The organism is Bacteroides sp. AM10-21B, assembly GCF_003472565.1.
GTDB lineage: Bacteria > Bacteroidota > Bacteroidia > Bacteroidales > Bacteroidaceae > Bacteroides > Bacteroides propionicigenes.
In genome coordinates this window covers 60,813-80,423 of the sequence record NZ_QRME01000008.1, presented here as the reverse complement: position 1 = coordinate 80,423, position 19,611 = coordinate 60,813, and the positions used below count along the sequence as shown (strand labels likewise).

The following is a 19,611-nucleotide window of genomic DNA, read 5'->3' as shown; positions in this document are numbered from 1 at the left end:
CATCATTTATAATATTCATTCACTTCTGTTGTATTCAATCCCTCCTCCTTATTTATATAGGGTAACACGCGCGTAGCAAACAACAACCGCCCGAGGTTGTATTCATCAAACAATTCATCGGCCGGATTGAAACTACTGATATGTACATCTCCCTGAGAATGGATAAAGCGCTTGTCACCGATATACATTCCTACATGTACAACACGTTCTTTGCGCTCCGAAGTTGCTTTGCGACCAAAGAATATCAAATCACCCGGTTGCAGGTTAGAGAAATCAGGCGCAATATCGATATGCTCACCTACGTAAGCCTGCTGGGAAGCATCACGCGGAATGATAATATCATGCATAAAAAGTATAGTACGCATAAATCCGCTACAATCCACACCCTTTGATGAAGTACCCGCCCAAAGATAAGGTATTCCCATCATTGTATACGCAGTACGGATAATGCTGGCTGCATCCTGCTTTAAACCGGACCGCCATTTCTTTTCAGGCATTGCTATGGATTTGGAGATATATCCCTCACGACCGTCAGGATAAACCACTTTATAAAAAGCTCCTTTAGTTCCATCCCATTTCAAACGATTACCCGCTACAACGTCCGAAATCGTCTGTGAATTTTGACTCGGTTCGGAATAAACAAAACCGTAATGAGCAGTTACCACAATCTTTTCCGCATCATTCCATGTGGTCATTTCCTCTTTAGTGACAGGATATACACCTACACGATGTACCCATGCAATATAATCATCGGGGGTCTGAATACGTACCCAGCCATCACGCTGCAACACACGTACAGGCATTCCCATTAACCCTTGCGTCATCATCTCCGACGAAAAATCGGGAGCTACACGCAAGTTCGCCACAGATACGTTAATAATACCATATGTCTTACCTTCCATCCCCCCTTCGTCAGGAAGCACTTGAAGGCAGTCCATCACGATATATCCTTTCCTCGCCAGTTCCTTCAATAAAACCACTTTTGCTTTTGTCGAAGTAGTAACTCCACGCAACATTACGTTTTTACCCGCAAAAGAATAATCAACATCCAGCAAAGCCACACGTTTATCCGGTGCGAATTGTTGTTTCAGGCTGTCAGTGAGTTGAGCTATTTCTACCGGTATACTGCGGTCTCCAACTTCTGAAGCGACAGTAGGAAGAATGATTGAAAGAAATAAAAAAAAGAGCAAGGCTAACTTTTTCATGGACTATATAAATTGGGGAATTATTAATGTTAGCAAAGTTAATAATTTATTCTAAAAGAGATACATTTTTTCAGTGTTTTTAAGAAACCACGCAAATAAGCTGCTGAAAACAAACAAATCACCGATAACCAACCATCAATCACCAAAAAAATTCCTATCTTTGCAGCATAAAGCAGTTGGTCGGTTTGTCGCTTGCGCCTCGCGCGTATGAGGAAAGTCCGGGCAACACAGAGCATCCTACTTCCTAACAGAAAGCTGTCCGTGAGGGTAGAGTAACGTAGAAGAAAATAACCGCCATATTCTTTGGATTATGGTAAGGGTGAGAAGGTAGGGTAAGAGCCTACCAGTCTTGTGGCGACACAAGAGCTGTACGTCTTAGGAGTTGTAAGGTCATGTAAACCGACGTTATGAGAGTTGCTCGCTCCATGTCGGAGGGTAGACCGCTAAAGCTCGTATGGTAACATACGGCTCAGATAAATGACAGACACCTTGATTTAATTTTTATATTATGAATTCAATCGAGGAACAGAACCCGGCTTACAGACTGACTGTTTTTTTATTTTAAATTAAAAGTTGAGAATTGAGAAATAATGCTCTTTCGGCATACTGTCATTTTTCAATTCTCAACTCTCATTTTTCAATTTATCATGAACAAGCGTATCGCCACCCTTTGGAAATTCCTGACATACGACATTTGGCGTATAACGGAAGATGAAGTCACCAAAACGACTTTCTCTTTATACAATATCATTAAGACCATTTATCTTTGCATCAACCGCTTTACCAAAGACAGACTTGTAAATAAAGCATCCGCTTTGACGTATAGTACATTACTGGCGATTGTACCCATTCTGGCCATTGTATTTGCCATTGCACGCGGATTCGGTTTCGATAATTTAATGGAGAGCCAAATAGTCAACGGATTCGGCGGACCGTCGGAAACCACGGAAGTTATCTTCCAGTTTGTCAATTCCTATTTGTCGCAAACCAAAAGCGGCATATTCATCGGAGTGGGCTTAATCATGTTGTTGTGGACAGTACTCAACCTTATCAATAATATGGAAATCACGTTCAACCGCATTTGGCAGGTTAAGAAAGCAAGGAGTATGTACCGCAAAATCACAGACTATTTTTCCATGCTCTTGCTGATTCCTATTCTATTGGTAGTATCAGGCGGTCTTTCCATCTTCATGAGCACCATGCTGAAGAATGTAGCCGACTTCACCTTACTCGCCCCTATCGGCAAATTCCTAATCCGCCTTATACCGTTTGTATTGACGTGGTTCATGTTTACAGCGTTGTATGCCTTTATGCCCAATACGAAAGTAAAACTCAAACATGCGTTGATTTCGGGGATTCTGGCCGGTACGGCACATCAGGCTTTTCAGTTCCTCTACATCAGCAGCCAGTTGTGGGTATCCCGCTATAATGCCATTTATGGCAGTTTCGCAGCACTCCCCATGTTCCTGTTATGGTTGCAAATATCATGGACCATCTGCCTATTCGGGGCAGAATTGACTTATGCCGGACAAAACATACGGAATTTCAGCTTTGACAAGGATGCGCGCAATATCAGCCGCCGTTACCGTGACTTCATTTCTATTCTCATCATGTCCCTTGTAGCCAAGCGTTTTGAGAAGAATGAGCCACCCTACACAGCGGAAGATATATCCGAAGAGTGCCAAATCCCTATACGTCTGACTAATCAAACCCTTTATGAATTGCAGGAAATTAATCTTCTGCACGAAGTAGTGACCGATACCAAGAGTCAGGACATTGCCTACCAACCCTCCATGGACATCAACAAACTAAACGTTGCCCTTCTGTTGGACAAATTGGATACTCACGGTTCCGAAGACTTCAAGATAGATAAGGACAAAGAATTCCACGGACAATGGGAAACGCTGATGAAAGCACGGGAAGAATACTACAAGAGCGCAAGTGAAGTACTTCTGAAAGACTTATAATGCTTCTTTCTATTAATAATGGTTGTATGAAACGACCTTATCTTTAGACTTCCTCGATTTCTTCCGCTTATCTTTCGCCGGATAACCTATCGTTATATCAAGCAACAGACGCTTATTGGCAGGAATACCGGTAAGTTGCTTAATTTCCTTTTCATCAAACCAGCCCAAGATACATGAACCCAGTCCTTCGCTTTCTGCAGCCAGTGTGATATGTGCAGTAGCAATGCCAATATCTATCAATGGGAAATATTTATCCTTTATCTTGGCTCCTAAAAAAGAAGTGATATTCATTGATTCTTCCACTACCAGAATATGCACCGGAGCATCTTTGGCAAACTTATTCATCCCCAAACCGGCAGTAGCTTTACCTACTTTTACAGAAAGCTCCGGGTCAGTGACTACCACAAAACGCCACGGCTGGGCATTGCAAGCCGAAGGCGACAATCTGGCCGCTTCCAAAATACGTTCCAACTTCTCCGGCTCTACCGCACGGGACATATCATAAGCCCGGTCACTTTGACGCGAAGCAACCAATTGCAAAAAATCATTCATCATCTTTCATTCACTTATACTGTATCATTCTACTAATATACTTACCGATAATATCAAACTCAAGATTCACCACACTGCCTACCTTGAAAGCATGAAAATTAGTATGCTCAAAAGTATAAGGAATAATGGCTACCTGAAAAGTATCATCAGTAGGATTGCACACCGTCAGACTGACACCGTTAACTGTTACGGAGCCTTTATCTACTGTAATATAACCGCGCTTCGCCATTTCCTTATCGAACTCATACTGAAACGTAAAGTAATAGCTGCCTTCGGCATCCTTTATATCAATGCAAGTTGCGGTCTGGTCTACATGACCCTGTACAATGTGTCCGTCCAAACGGCCGTTCATCATCATGCTGCGCTCTACATTCACTTCATCACCCACACCTAATAAGCCGAGATTGGAACGGTCTAAAGTCTCCTTCATTGCCGTCACCGTATAGGTATCATCCGTCATACTGACTACCGTAAGACATACACCGTTATGAGATACACTTTGGTCTATCTTTAACTCATTCACGAATGAACACTTAAAAGTAAAGTGCACATTTTCTTGGTCTTTGACCATAGCCACCAGTGTGGCACATTCTTCTACTATTCCGGAAAACATATCAGTACTTACTATTTTACGTTTTACTATTTACAAATTCTTCATCGCAAAGATAGAAAAAAGGTTCTTATTATACTATGCACTTTAAAAGAAAATGGGAAATAGTAACTTATGTATTCTCCGAATTAGGATAGGTAGAAGGAGTCGTCCCGAATGTATCTACAAAGTGTTTGCGGAAAGTAGGAATATCATTATAGCCCACCATTTCGGCGACCTCTTGCACTGCATACATCTTCTGTTTCAGTAATACGGCAGCTTTGCGCATACGCACGCCGCGAATCAATTCTATAATGGTAAAGTCCGTACTTTGCTTCACCTTCCTGTAAAGGGTAGGCTGGCTCATGTTCAATTCCTGAGCCAGTTTCCTCACACTGAAATCGGCCTCACACATATTGTCCTCTATAATCTTCACTACAGAAGCTATAAACGGATCTTCTTTCTTCACTTTCTCTTCCACGTCATCCACTTCGCCGACATTATCTCCCGGAGGCATCAGCAAATTAGTGTACATCTGTTTCAGGCTCATGCGCGCGTTTATCTGGTTGCGCACCTTTGCCTGCAAAATACCCGGTGTGAAGGGCTTCAGTATATAGTCGTCCGCTCCCAATTCCAAACCATGAATTACATCTTCATCTTCTACTTTGGCAGTCAGCATGATGAAAGGTATATTACAAGTATCCAGATTCTCTTTCACTTCGCGGCAACATTCAAAACCGTCTTTCACAGGCATCATTATATCGCACAATATCAAGTCCGGAAGTTCTTTGATTGCCATGTCCACACCTTCCTGCCCGTTCGTAGCAATCAATAAATCATATTCTTTACCGAAAAGAATCTTCAAGTAAAGACGAATATCCTTGTGGTCTTCTATAATAAGAAGCGTTTTCCTCTCTTTACAGACAGGGGGTGTTGCCGACGGTTCGGATACCGATGCCATTCGTCTAACCGTATCTTCCGGCACGGGCACAGGCACTTCCTGTAATTGTTCGGGCGCTAACGAATCCTTTTCTTCTTGTACATCCTCAGCTTCCGGCTCTATAAACAGGATATTCGAATCATCCTGAAGAATTTCCTTAGTGGCAGGAAGTTCCACAATAACTTCCGTCCCTTCTCCTTCGGAGCTCTTCAAAGTAATAGCCCCATGATGAAGCTGAAGGATTTTTTCCATTACACCGTAGCCCAACTCAACATCCGCAAGGCCGGGGCGCAATCCTTTATCCACTGTACTCACCCGGCTTTTTCCATTATCTTCAACCGTGATTATGCAGTAGCGCACGCCGTCACGTACTATCTCCTGCAACAAGAGACGTACCACTCCCGAAAAGCGTATATGATTAAAAGCATTTGTCAGCAAGTTGCGTAACACAAAATTTATACGCTCGCGATCCACCCATACTTCCATGTCCTTTTTAATCCTCTTGTCACACTTAAAATCTATTCTGTTAATCCTCATCAACTCACTTACTGCAAATATAACCTTATCCACCAACCTGTCTACAGCATAGGGTGCAACTTTCAACTTATCAGACAGAGAGCCCTGAGTATAGATAGCCAGCAACTGGTCGCAAGCATCAAGCATACCTAATGAATTGCGATACGCCACATGCAATTTCGACAAAGTACCTGCGGGCAAATTCTGTTCTCTCGACATCTCCTTCAGAGGAGCCATAATCAAGGACAACGGAGTGCGTAATTCTTCCACAAACCTTCTGAGCAATTGATTTCTCATCATTTCTATTTCAGACTCTTTCTCCCGCCTTACTCGCACCAGATTCAGTTTCTCTCTCAACGCCCGCTCACGGGCACGGTGTATATTCCGTCTCTTTCCCTTGCGTACTATATAGTTATAGATGCCATACGACAGCAGCAATACACTAAGCGCACCAAACAACTTAATCCAGAAAGAATTCCACCAATAAGTCCTCACCGAAAAAGGGATTTCAGTTATTTCGCTTTCGCTGGCATCCGGGTAAATCAGCTTCACCTGCAACACATAATCATCAGGAGACAGATTTTTAAAAGAAACTCCATCTTCCAAGCGTCCTATCTTCCACTCTTCATCAGACTGCAAGCGATAGGCCTGCTTGCACTGCATGATGCCGTATTTTAAGTCCGAAAAATAAAAAGTAAACCGGTTACTCCCTGCGCCCAGCACAAAATCGTTCTGCCTGTTCGGGGTCACGGACAACACTACCCGTCCGTTCACTTTCTCTCCCACAGATACAGCTTCACCGTTTATCCATACCTCCGACAATTTCAGATTGCCATTATGTCTCTCCACCTTTACTACCTGCGGATCGAAAAGGCTCAGTCCCAAAGAACTTGCCCACAACAAAAGACCGTTGTGCAACCTGCAAACATCTTTGGAATAACCGAAAGAAGCATAGTTATAAAGTATATCCTGATCATTACGGATAGTCATCACCCCGGAGTTGCTCCCCACCCATGTATTTCCGTTGTTATCATCTACCATGCAAAACACATGACTGCTGGATAAACCATTAAGCAAGGTAAACACCTTTTCCACCTTATTCTTCTCACGTCCGTCAATGCGGACTACCTTATCTGTATAAGAAGCCAGTATCTGATTATAGCTGTTTACATAGATAGAATAGACCGGAGAGACTTCCAAACCGGCGCTTTGTTCATAATCGCCAAATAAATAGACAGCCTTTCCCACTACCTCCATACGCTTGAGTCCGATATCCGTTCCCAGCCAGATATTGCCTTCCTTATCTTCCTCTATTGAATTCACTTTCTTAATCTTCCGCCCTTCATATTCAAGGTGTACTATCCGGCTTTCATTCTTTTTATAATCAAAAAGAAGCAAACGAGATGCCGTAACCACCCACATACGATTCCGGGAGTCCAGACAGAAAGCATATACAGCTTCCGAAAAATCGGTTGCCTTTTGAGGGAGTAACGCAAAGACGGTCACTTCTTCCGTAAAAGGATTAATGCTTACCACACCGCCATGTGTATCACCCAACCACAAGATACCGTTCCTGTCTTTGTACATCCGATAAGTTTCATCCCGTTTCAATCCTTTAGTCCAAGGCAGAAAGGAAGTCTCTATCGTAATATTATTTGAGGTGCTCCTCAGCAATTCTCCCTTATCCGTCAATATCCATACGTATCCTTTCTGATCTTCCTCAATCCTCACAACCTCCGAGTTGAATGTTTTATCTAAAGAATAGAATGTTTTATCGTGTTTATACATTTTGAACAATCCGTTTCCGAACGTGCCTACCCACAACATTCCCCACTTTTCATTCCAAAGCAGATTTGTGATTTTCTGTTTCATTGGGTGGGGAGCCTGTTGATTCAGATAATCCAAAGAACAAGTGGCCCTGCCCAAGTCCGTCGACTTAAAGTTCAGTGAAAGCAGGCCGTTCCAAGTAGCCACAAAGTAATCACCTGTTCCGGAAGATACGACATCTGTTATACAAGTGCCTAACAGGAAGTTCCTGTACTCATCCGGCAATACGGGACGGTGAAATGACTTTTGCTTTAGATTATACAGTTCTATATCCGTATAGGAAAAGCAAATCCAAAGATAGTTGTCCCGCCAGTAAAGTTTAGAAATCTCTTGCCTTCCTCCGTTTTTAAGGTACTCGGCCTTTGCACTGCTGATATCGAAAGCCACTACCTTTGTACGATTCACACAAGCAAAGATGACCCCCTCTTCCGTAGAGGTCAATTGAGAAACCGCTCCTTTTACAGATTGTTCCTCAGACAAAGAGATAATAACCGAATCACCATTTTCATCCGGTCTCATTGTTCCCGAATATAGTCCGGTAGTAGTACCCAAATAGAACTGCCCCCGGCTGACCGGGCAGAAAGAAAGAAGTTCAAAATCATGCGATATTCCGTTAAAAGAAACCGGCAGAAACTTCTCTTTGACAGAATCGAAACAAACCATTCCCCCTTCCAAAAGCCGAAGATAAAACAGGCCGTCCGTTCCTTCCATAATTTCACATACGGCACGGGATACGGGAGTAAAGGCATCCCCGCCCTTAGAAGACATTAACGGGAAATTACGTATCCTGAACCCGTCATAACGGCTGATGCCCATGTCTGTAGCAAACCACACAAAGCCATCGGCAGAATAATGAATATCATAAACTGTATTATTGTTCAATCCATCTTTCATGGATACAGGTACCGAATATCCGGTAGCGGAATAAGTTTTGACTGAATACGAGGCTCCGAACAAGCAAAGTATCAACAGTATTTTTTTTATCAAGCCTCTCTTCATATAGTAGGTATTAGAACGCAATAGCCATATGGTTATCTGTAACAAAGATATAAAACTTTATTAATAATAATACAATTTTTATTAATAAATAAACAATTATATCCTAAAAAAACAGTGCCAAGATTTAAAGATAACAAAAAAAGAGCCGGGAAGCATTTGCCAGTCCCGACTCGCGTTTGTCTGTTTTTGTTGCATTCCTCATCTTTATACAGCCGAATATAATGCTGTATTATCTACTATATTTTAACAACTTGAAATAATATTGCCCTTGCTCTGTCCGAAAATTATAACTTCCCCTGAAGACAACCGGCACTCTTACAATAGTATCAGCCTCATCGCTCACCTTGAAATAAAGGAAAGTTTCCGACTCAAATTCATAAGTATAGCCATCAGCATCCTTTTGGGGAGAAAGAGACAAACCTTGTGCCGACCAGTCGAACAAACCGGAAGAATAAGAGTAATCCGTACCCCAGTAATATACCTGCCCTTTTTCAATACTGAACTTTAACGCCACACTCAATGCAAAATCCTCGTTGCCCGAAGAGCGGGTAACGGCTTGGTAAGTTCCGTTCATTATAACTTTCTCATAAGAATTGTCCGAAGTGCGGATGCAGTTCTGCTGCGTATTGCTATTCAGCCGCAAAGTCTCAAGCACGGCACACATATCTTCGGCAAGTATGGAAGGGATATTGTTTTTATCGGAGATATTATCCGAAGCATATTCTACTCCGTAAATATCCATTGCAGACCGGAATACAGAAGTTGTATCCGTTAGGTCTTCATCATTTTGGCTTGCAGTGCATGATGCCAATCCCGACATCATAACCATTGACAATATTAAAGAATAAATCTTCTTCATAAAGGGTCCTCCTAAAATGTTTGTTAGTTTGTTTAATCTAAAACCTGAAAATCGTTTTGTTTGTATTCCTCAGGGGACCGCTATTCATTATATATGCCGCAAACATAGGTATATTATTCAGATAATCAAACTTTTCCCAATGAATTTTGAACAAATCACCACTCTTTTTTGAATGAAACACGCACTATACAAGCGTTTATCACAAAATATACAACTTATCCAAATACCACCACCCGTATTTCATTCACCCATAAGGTGTAAATCCACCGCCGCCCCAGCCGGAATGATTTACCCTCTTTAAAAGAAAGAAACACCCACCATGCAAAATTCACCTATGTCATGAAATTACAATTGCAAGAATCACCAACGAATAAAGATGAATACGCCAACGAGCGGTTTCGGCTAATCAGGCTACCTTTAGGCTAAACAAAACAAAACCTCCTCGATATGGAAAATAGAAGAAAACTGTTAGTATCCGTTTGCTTGTTTGCCTCCACCTTATTATATGGGCAAGTGGTGGGAATAAAAACGAATGTTTTGATGGACATCACCAAAACCATCAATTTAGGAGCTGAGATAGGTTTAAGCAAGAAAACGACTCTGGATTTGTACCTCAACTACAATCCTTGGGAAAAGAACAATTACAAGATGTTCAAGATGTTTGCATTCCAACCCGAGTACAGGTATTGGTTTTGCGACCGCTTCAACGGGCATTTCGTGGGTATCCATGCCCATGGCGGCATTTATCAGGCGGCGGGCATCAAGATGCCTTTCGGACTCTGGAAAGAACTGGAAGACCACCGCTTCAAAGGGCACTTCTACGGCGCCGGCATTTCCTACGGCTATCAATGGATTCTGGGAAAACACTGGAACGTGGAACTGAATATCGGTGTGGGCTACGTCCGGGCCAAATACGAAAAATATCCCTGCGTGGATTGCGGAGACAAAATAGACGAGGGACATAAGAACTATTTAGGTCCCACCAAGGCAGCCGCCAGTCTCATCTATTTATTCTGAATAAACAAACTCTACAGACAATATGAAAAAAGTAATCTACCTTATATTATTAGCGACATTGCCGGGATTTAAATCCCAGGCGCAGTCCACCGTTGTATACAAAGACCAAGTACGCATCGAGAAAGAGTCCGTGACTCGTGGCAACGACAACCGTCTTACCATATCCATGGACATCATTATGCAGGAAAACATGAAGATTTCCTCCAACCGTGCCGCCACGCTCACCCCGATACTGGAACACGACGGACAGAGTAAACTACTTCCTCCGGTGGTGGTTTACGGACGGCGACGCGCGCTGGTGCAGGAACGCAATAACACAGTACCCCAAAACGCCTATGCTCTTATCCGCCGGAAACGCCACACCGAGCAACGGGTCAACTATTTGGTACAGATACCCTACGAGCGTTGGATGAAAAACGCCAATCTTGTAATGGATGCCGACCTTTGCGGTTGCCGGGACTTAGTGGAAGCCGAAAGTCTGGATCCCATCACCACGCTGAACCTCACCCCCGCCAAAGTACAGCCCGCCATTGCTTACATCACCCCAAAAGCGGAACCCGTGAAACGTCGTGCACTGGAAGGACGTGCCTTCCTGGACTACCCTGTGAACCAAACCATCATCTACCCCACCTACCGTAACAACAAAGTGGAATTGGAAAAAATACGCAGTACCATCGACACGGTCCGCTCCGACCGCAACATCGTCGTTACCGGCATCCGTATCGACGGATATGCTTCGCCCGAAGGCAGTTATGCCAACAATACCCGGCTGGCCCGAGGACGTACCCAAACTTTGCTGAACCATGTGCGGAGACACTACGACTTCCCCGACAAACAATTGTCCATGACTTCCACCCCCGAGGACTGGGCGGGCTTCCGCAAGTTCATTGAGAAGTCTTCCTTAGCGCAGAAGGATGAAATTCTGCAAATCATCGACCTCAAAGAAGACGACATGGATGCCAAAGAGCAACGTATCGCCCGCTTCGTAGGCGGCGAAAACTATCGTTTCCTATTAAGAGAATGTTATCCCGCCTTGCGTCATTCCGACTATATCATCTCCTATGAAGTACGCGGATTCGACGTGGACGAAACGCGTGAGATTATCAAAACCCGTCCGCAACAGCTGAGCCTGCAAGAGCTCTATAACTTGGCGCAGACCTGCGAACCGGGCAGTGAAGAATTCAACCATACTTTCCGGGTGGCAGTACTCATGTTCCCGGATGACGCTACCGCCAATCTCAATGCCGCAGCTATGGAACTGCAACGTGGCGGTGACCTTACGGCAGCCAAAAAGTATCTGGCTAAAGCCAATCCGAATCTGGCTGAAACAATCAACAATTTAGGGGTGGTGGCCATGCTGGAAGGCGATCCGGATACCGCCAAGCAATACTTCGACAAAGCCAAAGAAGCCGGACTGGCCGAAAAAGCCGACATTAATCTGGCAGAACTGGCAAAACTCAACTACTGATAGCACCCCTTTAACTTGAGGTTGAGGTCAAAATGTAAAAGTCCTATCAGTCTGTCATTCAGAGGAGCTTGCGACGAAGAATCTCCTCTCTTATGTATGCAGAGAAGAGATTCTTCACTACGTTCAGAATGACAGACTGATAGGACTTTTACATTTTGACACAACCTCATTTTTTTATTCCTACTGAAACGGATATGATATACATCAAACCGGATTATGATGTACATCATACAAGATTCCGATGTGCATCCTATCAGAATCTAATGTACACCATATCCGGTTCTCATTTCTTTCTCACACCGGCATTGAAAACACCACCCCCTGCAGCGGGCGAGCAATTGTGAATTATTCATCGTTGATTAAAATACCCACCCCGAAAAAACGGTTTTATTTTTTACAAAAACACCCTCTTTATTTGACCAGAACGCCAACGGGCACCAAATGTATTTGCGGCTATATTTGTAATACCCCAAAAGGAAAAACAAAACAATTGAAATAATAGAGTATATAACAAACAAAACCCGGACAATATCGAAAAAATAAAGAGACCACCACACGGAAGCCCTTGTTCTTATCAGATAAGACACTTCCATCCTACCACACCAATCCGGCAGAGACCCGCTCTCCATGAATTGCTCCACATTATTATATAATAAGTAATAATGTTCCCTCAGCAGAAGCCCGTAAATGCAAGGCTTCACAAGATAAAGACAAAGCATATAATTATCCAACTAAAAACTTATAGATTATGAAACTCAGAAGTTTATTTTTAGCGACACTGGCTGCAATGGCAATGATATCTTGCAGCAACGAGAACGACCCGATTGCAGACGGCGGCAACAATGCAGAAAAGAATGCGGTAATGCAATTCCGCTTTTCCTATCAGCCCTCCGGTGCAGCAACCAGAGCAACAGAAGCCGGGCTTGCCAAAGAGCAAACCTTCAGCCAGGCATTATTATTCGTGGCTTATACGAATGGCACAGACAAAGCCATAGCCAAAACGATAGCCAGAGATGAATTTGCTCCGGTATCATCAGAAGCAAACCCAAGCAGTGACGGTAAATACTACCAATCCACTCCGTTTGAAGTAGTTGCCGGCGAAGTCAAAGCATACGTCATCATGAATCCGGATGCAGCCGCATTAGCATTAATAGGCACTATCAATAATCAGGTTATGGCACCGGCAGCCGTAGAAGCAAAATTGAAGGAACTGACAAGCAGTGTTGTTCCTGACGCTGAGAACTCATTCATTATGTACGGTGAGACTCCGGCTGTAGCAAACTTAATAGAAAAGCAGACTACTACCGTAACCGTTACCGTAACCCGTATTGCCGCCAAACTGAAGGAAGAAACCGCTACCGCATCATGGGATGTTACCAAGCCTGCAACCAATGACAATGCCCTCGATAAAACAGTAAAAGTAAACTTCAAGGGTTACGCATTCACCAACCTTACCAGTGCTTCCAACATTGTTGAGCAAAGCGATAAGAAAGTCACTGAATTTATTGAAACATCTGTATTTACAGGTGAATTTAAAGCATTTGAATATCTCCCGATGAACGCTGTTGCAGACGACGCTCAAATCACTTACTGTTTTGAGAACTACAATGCAGACGTAAATCCGGCTAACGGCACAGGCATTACCTCTATCCTTTACAAAGCCCAGATTGTTGCTGACGGCATCAACGACACCGAAGCTGTCAAGGATGCCAATGTATATGTTTGGAACAACACCGTATATTCATTCGCAGGATTAAAAGAAGCTTTCGGCACAGGATTAAAATTAACCGATGATAGCAGCATTGCCGAGTTTGGCGGAATCAATATCTACAAATACGAAGGTGGTATGTGCTATTACAGACAGCCTATCTATACCGGAGCAGCAGGCAATAACGTTATCGTACGCAACAATGTTTATAAACTTGCGATTAACAGTGTAAGCAAGCTCGGTTTCCCCACTATTATTCCGGCGGCAGACAAGACCATGATGAAGTTGGATTTGATTATTGAGGAATGGACAGTCAACGACAATTCATTTGACCTCTAATTAAAGGAACTCTCTCTTATAATATATTCATAACCTTAATCCTTAAGAAACCGGTAGAAAGAAAGGGGTGGAATCCCCGCCCCTCTCTTTCTTTCCTCTGAAGATTGATACCAAACAAAACATTCTCTATCAAAGCCTTAAAAACAGAAAGCATGAAACGATTATTCACTACCATACAGAAATCAGCAAGAAGCATACTGCAACTTACAGTATTGGCTGGTGCAATGGCATCCTGCGACTCAATCCTGGATTACGACAAAGGCGATTGCAGCATCGAATACCAAGTAAAGTTCAAGTATGACTACAACATGAAGAAGGTGGACGCCTTCTCCAAAGAAGTGAAGACCGTGACGCTCTATGCTTTCAATGAAGACGGAACACTCGCTTACCAGAAAACGGAAGAAGGCGAGCGTCTCGCCTCCGGGGAGTATGCCATGACAGTAGACATGGAACCCGGCAATTACGACCTCATCACCTGGGCGGGACTGGACGACCAATCGTTCGCCGTACCCCTGCTCACCCCCGGCGTCTCCACCCGTGAAGACCTCACCGTACTGACACGCCGCAACATAGAAAACACCCGCGCCGAAGGCGAAGAAGGCGAATACATCGTGAAACGTGCACTGCCGTCTTTGTTCCACGACCGGATAGCCAACGTTACTTTCCCCGAACAAATAACCGCCACCACCCGCGCACGCCGGCAAGTGGTAGCCACCATGGATCTCGTAAAGAATACCAATACCATACGCATCGTCATAGCCCAAGTGAACAGCACCGACAAGCCCGTGACCCGCGCCATCAACAAGAGCCGCTTCAACTATGCCATCTACGATGACAACGGCCACATGAACTATGACAACTCCCTGCTGAATGACAACCTGCTGACCTACGAACCGTACGTCACCGAAGACTCCAGCATCAAAACCCGAGCCCTCAGTACCGACGGCTCCACCGAAACCGAATATCCCGCCGCCGTTGCCGAGATAAGCGTCGCCCGCCTGCTCACCACCCAGAATCCCCGACTCAAGATTGTGGACACCGAGACCGGCGAAGAACTGCTTCCAAGCAACAAGCTCATCGGCTACTTAGCCCTTCTGAAAGAGCAAGGCTTCATAGATATGCCCCTTTCCGAATACTTGGACCGCGAAGACAGTTTCGGGATGATATTTTTTGTAGACGGAAACCTGAGAATGATTAAGACCGTTATCCAAATTAACGACTGGATAGTACAGATTAACAACTTTGACCTCTAAAACAAACAGACAATGAAAACCTGGTTATACTACATAGCAGCACTCTTCCTGCTCCAGATGCAGCTTGCGTCTTGTGCAGACGACCAACTGGTGGACAATCCTGCCAACGGGCAGACCGGTCTTAGTTTAGTACTCAGCATCCCTACGGACAACGGTACAACCCGCGGGCTTATCTACGGTCCCGATGAAGCGGCGCACTCCGAATATGAGACTGCCATCAAAGACATATACGCACTGGCTTTCAATGCAGGCGGAACCTGTATCGAGAAGTTCGACAATTCACTGAGCAATGCCGGCACATTCATCGCCACCATCAACAAGGCAGAGGCCGTAAACACGGAAATCACCGTATTGATACTGGCCAACCTGCAAGAACAGGAGAACGGCTCCGACCTCATAAGCATCGTGAACTCCGCAGAAGGCAGAGACAAGAGCAACATCCTTCAAGACTTGGAATACGGATTCTCTTCTGCTTGGGACGTCAGCCGGCGTTCCATCCCCATGTGGGGTGAAATCACCATCGCCACCCAAGAGGGCAAGATTGTGAGCGGAGATGTAAAGTTGTACAGAGCCGTATCCAAAATCAACGTAACGGTGAACAAAGGACAAGGCGTAAAAGCCGAAGACCAAACAGACATCTTCAAGTTGAAGAGCGTACGCGTGTACTACGTACGCACCGGCGGACTGGCAGGCTCATTACACGCACCGCAACCCAACAGCGAAGGTTCGCCCACCATCATTGCGCCTTCCATACCGGCAAACGTATCTTATATGCCGCGATATAAAGACGGCCGGCCCAACGGAATAGTATTCAATGCCGATGCCGATTACAGCATTGAAAACAAGATATACGTACCCGAATCGGACAACACCGGCGAAGAACCGATGTGCCTCGTAGTAGGCGGCTACTATAAGGGCAGCGCTGCGGAGACTTACTACCGTGTGGACTTCAAGGAGAAGAACACAGGCAGCACCTACTACAACGCTATCCGTAACCACATCTACAACTTCGACATCACAGGCGTGACACGTCCCGGCACGGACGAACCGGACGAAGCGCTGGACCATGTAGTGGTAGGCATGGAAGTGACAATCACCGCATGGACCACCGAATTTATGCGCGGCATAGGCGGGCAGTACACACTGAAAGTAGATGCGGGCGGCGTGCTTATGGCAGCCAACAACCAAAGCGGAAACAGAATAAACGTAACCACCACCCATAACAACGGTTGGGATATAGAAACCGGCTCGCAAGCAGGCAGCTGGTACACCGTAGCCAAGACGGCAGACGGCAACGGAGTGCTCATTACTCCTCATGAGAACAAAGGCGGGCAACGCCGCGGCAGTTTCGTCATCACTTCCGGAAACCTGCGCAAAGTAATCATGGTACGCCAAAAAGGTAAAGGAACAGCCAATTGTTACGTCGTATCGGACGACGGCACGCACATCTGGCAAGACCTGCCCGTAACCGTAAAAGGAAATGGCGAGGACGGCATGATATCCGATGGCAAACCCTTGGCTGACCAAGAGCCCAACATAGCCCCTGCCGATGTGAAGATTATATGGGAAACCGCTGCCGGACTGGTGAAACTGGAAACGAAAAACGGAAAAACCAAGATTAGCGAAGATGGCATCGTAAGATACCAAATAGACCTCAGCAAGCGGAACAGCAACATAGCCGGCAGCAACCAACCCAATCTGAAAGGCGGAAACGCCCTGATAGGTGCATTCGACGCAAATGGCGTATTGCTATGGTCATGGCATCTGTGGATATGTCCGGATATGGATAATAATGGAAACGGTATCGTTGATGCCGCAGAAATAGCTTCCCATCTTGAATTATGGAGTACCGGCTACACCTTTATGGATCGTAACTTGGGAGCACTCAGCCCCAAACCGGGACTTGCCTCTTTGGGATTGCTCTATCAATGGGGGCGCAAAGACCCGTTCATCGGAGCAGGTGCGATAGCTGAGAATGCAAGCAGAATGACGACTTCCAATCTTAACGGATTCCCATGGGGGAGTAGAGCCTCCATGTCCGTAGAAGATGCCAAAAAAGCACCTACCACATTAAGCGGAAGCGCACTCACCGGTACAGATTATGCCCTCTTGTGGGGAACGGATAAAGGCTTTGATTCAAATGGTGAAAGAGATGCGGGAAACAAGACTATCTATGACCCGTGCCCGGTAGGATACAGAGTGCCACCGGTAGGTTCAGTGGTGTTTAAATCCGGAAGGTCCAGTAGCGAAAATACAAACTGGGATAAAAATAATGTATATTGGCCGAACAATGTCAACAACAAAAGCCCCAATTACATAAATCCATCTAATACAGACTCGTACGGTTTTTGGGTCAGCTTAGGCACTGGTAATGGAGGTGCTAAACCAACAGGAGTGCCAACTTACTATTATAGGTATTGGGGGGAATATTATGGTCAAAAGAATAATGCGGAATCAATATCCGGAGCCACTTGGCTGCCAATATCCGGTGTATACGACGGCAACATGAATAAATTTGCACACATTGACAATCAATATAGTATAACAGTCAACAGTATTGTATGGACCAATTCTTCCATCAATGCGAATGGTACCACCCGCCCGGGAGCCTTATTCTTGCATGGAGCGGAAGATACAAGTAAACCGAACAGCAGCAGTGGCAATGGACGCCATATACACAGATTGATAGAAAGCAGTAACAATTTGTACGCCAAGCCAAGCTACGCAGGCTCTGTACGCTGCATAAAGGATGAGAAATCGAGCATACAGAACGCCATCAAGGTTCCCGAATCCATCACCTTAGGAAATTATGCAGGAGCAACAATAACTGCAACCTTGGTATCTATCACAGAAACATGGGAAGTCATAGACCCGGGAGCATCTTGGTTCACCATGACACCGGACGAAGGCGGAACAGGAAGTGCGCAGACCATTACTTTCACCGCAGCCGAAAGAAATACAGGCGGAGCGCGCTCGGCAGTCTTGGTTATCAGATTCAGTGACGGAACGGAAAAGAGCATTACAGTAACTCAGCAACGCGGCTGATAAGGATAAATGGAACAAACTAAAAACAATAAGAACTATGAAGCATTTACGAAAAATAATATACAGTCTGCTCTTCATCGCCGGATTTGCCTCTTGTGTGACAGACGACATCGGAGATTGCTCTACCGCCGAAACAGCAAATGCACAAGTCATGCTTAGTTTGTCTGTCCCCAGCGCCCGGCTGCCTGAAGCTACACGAGCCATCGGCAATGATGAGACTATCAACTCTCTGCACTTGCTGGCATTTGAAAATGGTACGCTGGCCGAAATAACGGACATTACAAGCAAGTATCAGAATGCAAGTGAAGGAAAATTCTACGTTGCAGTGAAAGAAAGTACCGGACAAGTCGGCCTGGCACTGGTAGCCAATACAGACGTATCGGCACTGAGTACAGGAATGGCAAAAGACGCCGCCCTGCAAAGCCTCATCTTTACCGCAGCCGACCTGACCTATATGCCCATGTACGGCGAAACCCAAGAGTTCGACGGCATCAGCCGAAACCGCACTTACGACGTCAAGGTCAATCTGCTCCGCTCACTCGCCAAAGTAGAAGTGCAATACAACTCCACGCAGAGCAAGAGTGAATTTGAGTTCTTGGAGATTGAAGTGCTGAACACCCGCGCGCAAGGCTACGTAGCCGGTCAAGGCATTCCTGCGACCTCTCCTATCGTTGGCAGCATCAAGGTACCCCCTACCGTGAACAGCAGTGAACCCAATCGGCAGGAAATAGCTTCCGCTTATGTGGCGGAAACCGTGAACAACGCTTCGAACAAGATTTCGGTACTGATTCGCGGCAAATACTACGGTGCGGAAGGTTACTACCGGCTGGACATGATTAAAGCCGAACAGACTGATGAGATAGACCGGCTGACACGCAACTACAAATATGTATTTGCCCTGCAGAACGTAAATTATGCAGGAAGAACACGTCAGGCAGCCCTGAGCGGCGAAGCGGACAACCGGGCATTCAATGCCGTTGTCATGACACTAAGTGCAGACGAAAGCGACATTCTGGACATCACCACCGACGACCGGTTTTTCCTCGGTGTAAACTCCGCCACCATGCAGCTTGCCGACAACGGAAGAATCTGCTTTGCCAAACTGAAGATTCTTACCAACAACTACTCCGAAGGCTGGAAGATAGTGGACGCTCCGGCAGGCGTTACGTTCAGCCCCGGCACTACAGGTGGAAAAGCGACCTCCGATACCGACAGAAAAGTGTCGAGCGTATGGATATACATTGATACCGGAGTAGTGACGTCGGACTTTGACTTCTACGTGACCAGCGGGAAAATCAGAAAGACCATTACCGTAAGGTTGCCTTAA

General features: G+C 45.2%; 12 protein-coding genes and 1 other RNA gene. 8 read left to right on the top strand and 5 right to left on the bottom strand.

Features of this window, described 5'->3' with window-relative positions; translation table 11 throughout:
- Nucleotides 1-2 precede the first annotated feature (2 nt).
- A complete protein-coding gene (locus DW121_RS11935) occupies nt 3-1,205 on the bottom strand; it encodes an SH3 domain-containing protein (RefSeq protein WP_118323882.1) in 1,203 nt (400 codons plus the stop codon).
- A gap of 172 nt (nt 1,206-1,377) precedes the next feature.
- Between DW121_RS11935 and rnpB the strand changes: the two genes are divergently transcribed.
- An RNA gene (gene rnpB, locus DW121_RS11930) (RNase P RNA component class A) lies at nt 1,378-1,761 on the top strand.
- A 91-nt stretch (nt 1,762-1,852) separates the two neighbouring features.
- Entirely contained in the window at nt 1,853-3,172 is a 1,320-nt protein-coding gene (locus tag DW121_RS11925) for a YihY/virulence factor BrkB family protein (protein WP_117713013.1), read from the top strand.
- A 12-nt stretch (nt 3,173-3,184) separates the two neighbouring features.
- On the opposite strand, the gene DW121_RS11920 is transcribed toward DW121_RS11925, so the two are convergent.
- From DW121_RS11920 to DW121_RS11905, 4 genes are all read right to left on the bottom strand, one after another.
- Nucleotides 3,185-3,724, bottom strand: a complete 540-nt coding sequence (locus DW121_RS11920; protein ID WP_117713070.1) for a nitroreductase family protein — start codon at nt 3,722-3,724, stop codon at nt 3,185-3,187.
- A gap of 10 nt (nt 3,725-3,734) precedes the next feature.
- Complete coding sequence (locus DW121_RS11915) at nt 3,735-4,337, bottom strand: riboflavin synthase (RefSeq protein ID WP_117713014.1); 603 nt, start codon at nt 4,335-4,337, stop codon at nt 3,735-3,737.
- A 109-nt stretch (nt 4,338-4,446) separates the two neighbouring features.
- Nucleotides 4,447-8,595 (bottom strand): response regulator, encoded by a 4,149-nt coding sequence (locus tag DW121_RS11910; RefSeq protein WP_118323963.1) that lies wholly within the window; start codon nt 8,593-8,595, stop codon nt 4,447-4,449.
- A gap of 229 nt (nt 8,596-8,824) precedes the next feature.
- Entirely contained in the window at nt 8,825-9,454 is a 630-nt protein-coding gene (locus tag DW121_RS11905; RefSeq protein ID WP_117713015.1) for a DUF5033 domain-containing protein, read from the bottom strand.
- 447 nt (nt 9,455-9,901) lie between these two features.
- Here DW121_RS11905 and DW121_RS11900 point away from each other — a divergent pair, with 447 nt between their 5' ends.
- The 6 genes from DW121_RS11900 (at nt 9,902) to DW121_RS11875 (ending at nt 19,611) form a co-directional block, all read left to right on the top strand.
- Nucleotides 9,902-10,471 carry a DUF3575 domain-containing protein gene (locus DW121_RS11900; RefSeq protein WP_117713016.1) on the top strand — a complete coding sequence of 190 codons (570 nt, stop codon included), beginning with the start codon at nt 9,902-9,904 and terminating at the stop codon, nt 10,469-10,471.
- Nucleotides 10,472-10,493: 22 nt separating this feature from the next.
- Nucleotides 10,494-11,939, top strand: a complete 1,446-nt coding sequence (locus DW121_RS11895) for a DUF3868 domain-containing protein (protein WP_117713017.1) — start codon at nt 10,494-10,496, stop codon at nt 11,937-11,939.
- Nucleotides 11,940-12,687: 748 nt separating this feature from the next.
- Nucleotides 12,688-13,986, top strand: a complete 1,299-nt coding sequence (locus tag DW121_RS11890; protein WP_117713018.1) for an Mfa1 family fimbria major subunit — start codon at nt 12,688-12,690, stop codon at nt 13,984-13,986.
- 152 nt (nt 13,987-14,138) lie between these two features.
- Nucleotides 14,139-15,239, top strand: coding sequence for a FimB/Mfa2 family fimbrial subunit (locus DW121_RS11885; RefSeq protein WP_118323881.1), 1,101 nt, complete (start codon nt 14,139-14,141; stop codon nt 15,237-15,239).
- A gap of 12 nt (nt 15,240-15,251) precedes the next feature.
- The gene (locus tag DW121_RS11880; protein ID WP_118323880.1) at nt 15,252-18,284 is read left to right on the top strand and encodes a BACON domain-containing protein; all 3,033 of its coding nucleotides are present in this window, start codon (nt 15,252-15,254) and stop codon (nt 18,282-18,284) included.
- 37 nt (nt 18,285-18,321) lie between these two features.
- Entirely contained in the window at nt 18,322-19,611 is a 1,290-nt protein-coding gene (locus tag DW121_RS11875) for a hypothetical protein (RefSeq protein ID WP_118323879.1), read from the top strand.

Excerpts from the sequence above, each read along its gene's own strand:
- DW121_RS11935 (WP_118323882.1), bottom strand. The coding sequence starts at position 1,205 with ATGAAAAAGTTAGCCTTGCTCTTTTTTTTATTTCTTTCAATCATTCTT.
- DW121_RS11925 (WP_117713013.1), top strand. The coding sequence starts at position 1,853 with ATGAACAAGCGTATCGCCACCCTTTGGAAATTCCTGACATACGACATT.
- DW121_RS11920 (WP_117713070.1), bottom strand. The coding sequence starts at position 3,724 with ATGAATGATTTTTTGCAATTGGTTGCTTCGCGTCAAAGTGACCGGGCT.
- DW121_RS11915 (WP_117713014.1), bottom strand. The coding sequence starts at position 4,337 with ATGTTTTCCGGAATAGTAGAAGAATGTGCCACACTGGTGGCTATGGTC.
- DW121_RS11910 (WP_118323963.1), bottom strand. The coding sequence starts at position 8,595 with ATGAAGAGAGGCTTGATAAAAAAAATACTGTTGATACTTTGCTTGTTC.
- DW121_RS11905 (WP_117713015.1), bottom strand. The coding sequence starts at position 9,454 with ATGAAGAAGATTTATTCTTTAATATTGTCAATGGTTATGATGTCGGGA.
- DW121_RS11900 (WP_117713016.1), top strand. The coding sequence starts at position 9,902 with ATGGAAAATAGAAGAAAACTGTTAGTATCCGTTTGCTTGTTTGCCTCC.
- DW121_RS11895 (WP_117713017.1), top strand. The coding sequence starts at position 10,494 with ATGAAAAAAGTAATCTACCTTATATTATTAGCGACATTGCCGGGATTT.
- DW121_RS11890 (WP_117713018.1), top strand. The coding sequence starts at position 12,688 with ATGAAACTCAGAAGTTTATTTTTAGCGACACTGGCTGCAATGGCAATG.
- DW121_RS11885 (WP_118323881.1), top strand. The coding sequence starts at position 14,139 with ATGAAACGATTATTCACTACCATACAGAAATCAGCAAGAAGCATACTG.
- DW121_RS11880 (WP_118323880.1), top strand. The coding sequence starts at position 15,252 with ATGAAAACCTGGTTATACTACATAGCAGCACTCTTCCTGCTCCAGATG.
- DW121_RS11875 (WP_118323879.1), top strand. The coding sequence starts at position 18,322 with ATGAAGCATTTACGAAAAATAATATACAGTCTGCTCTTCATCGCCGGA.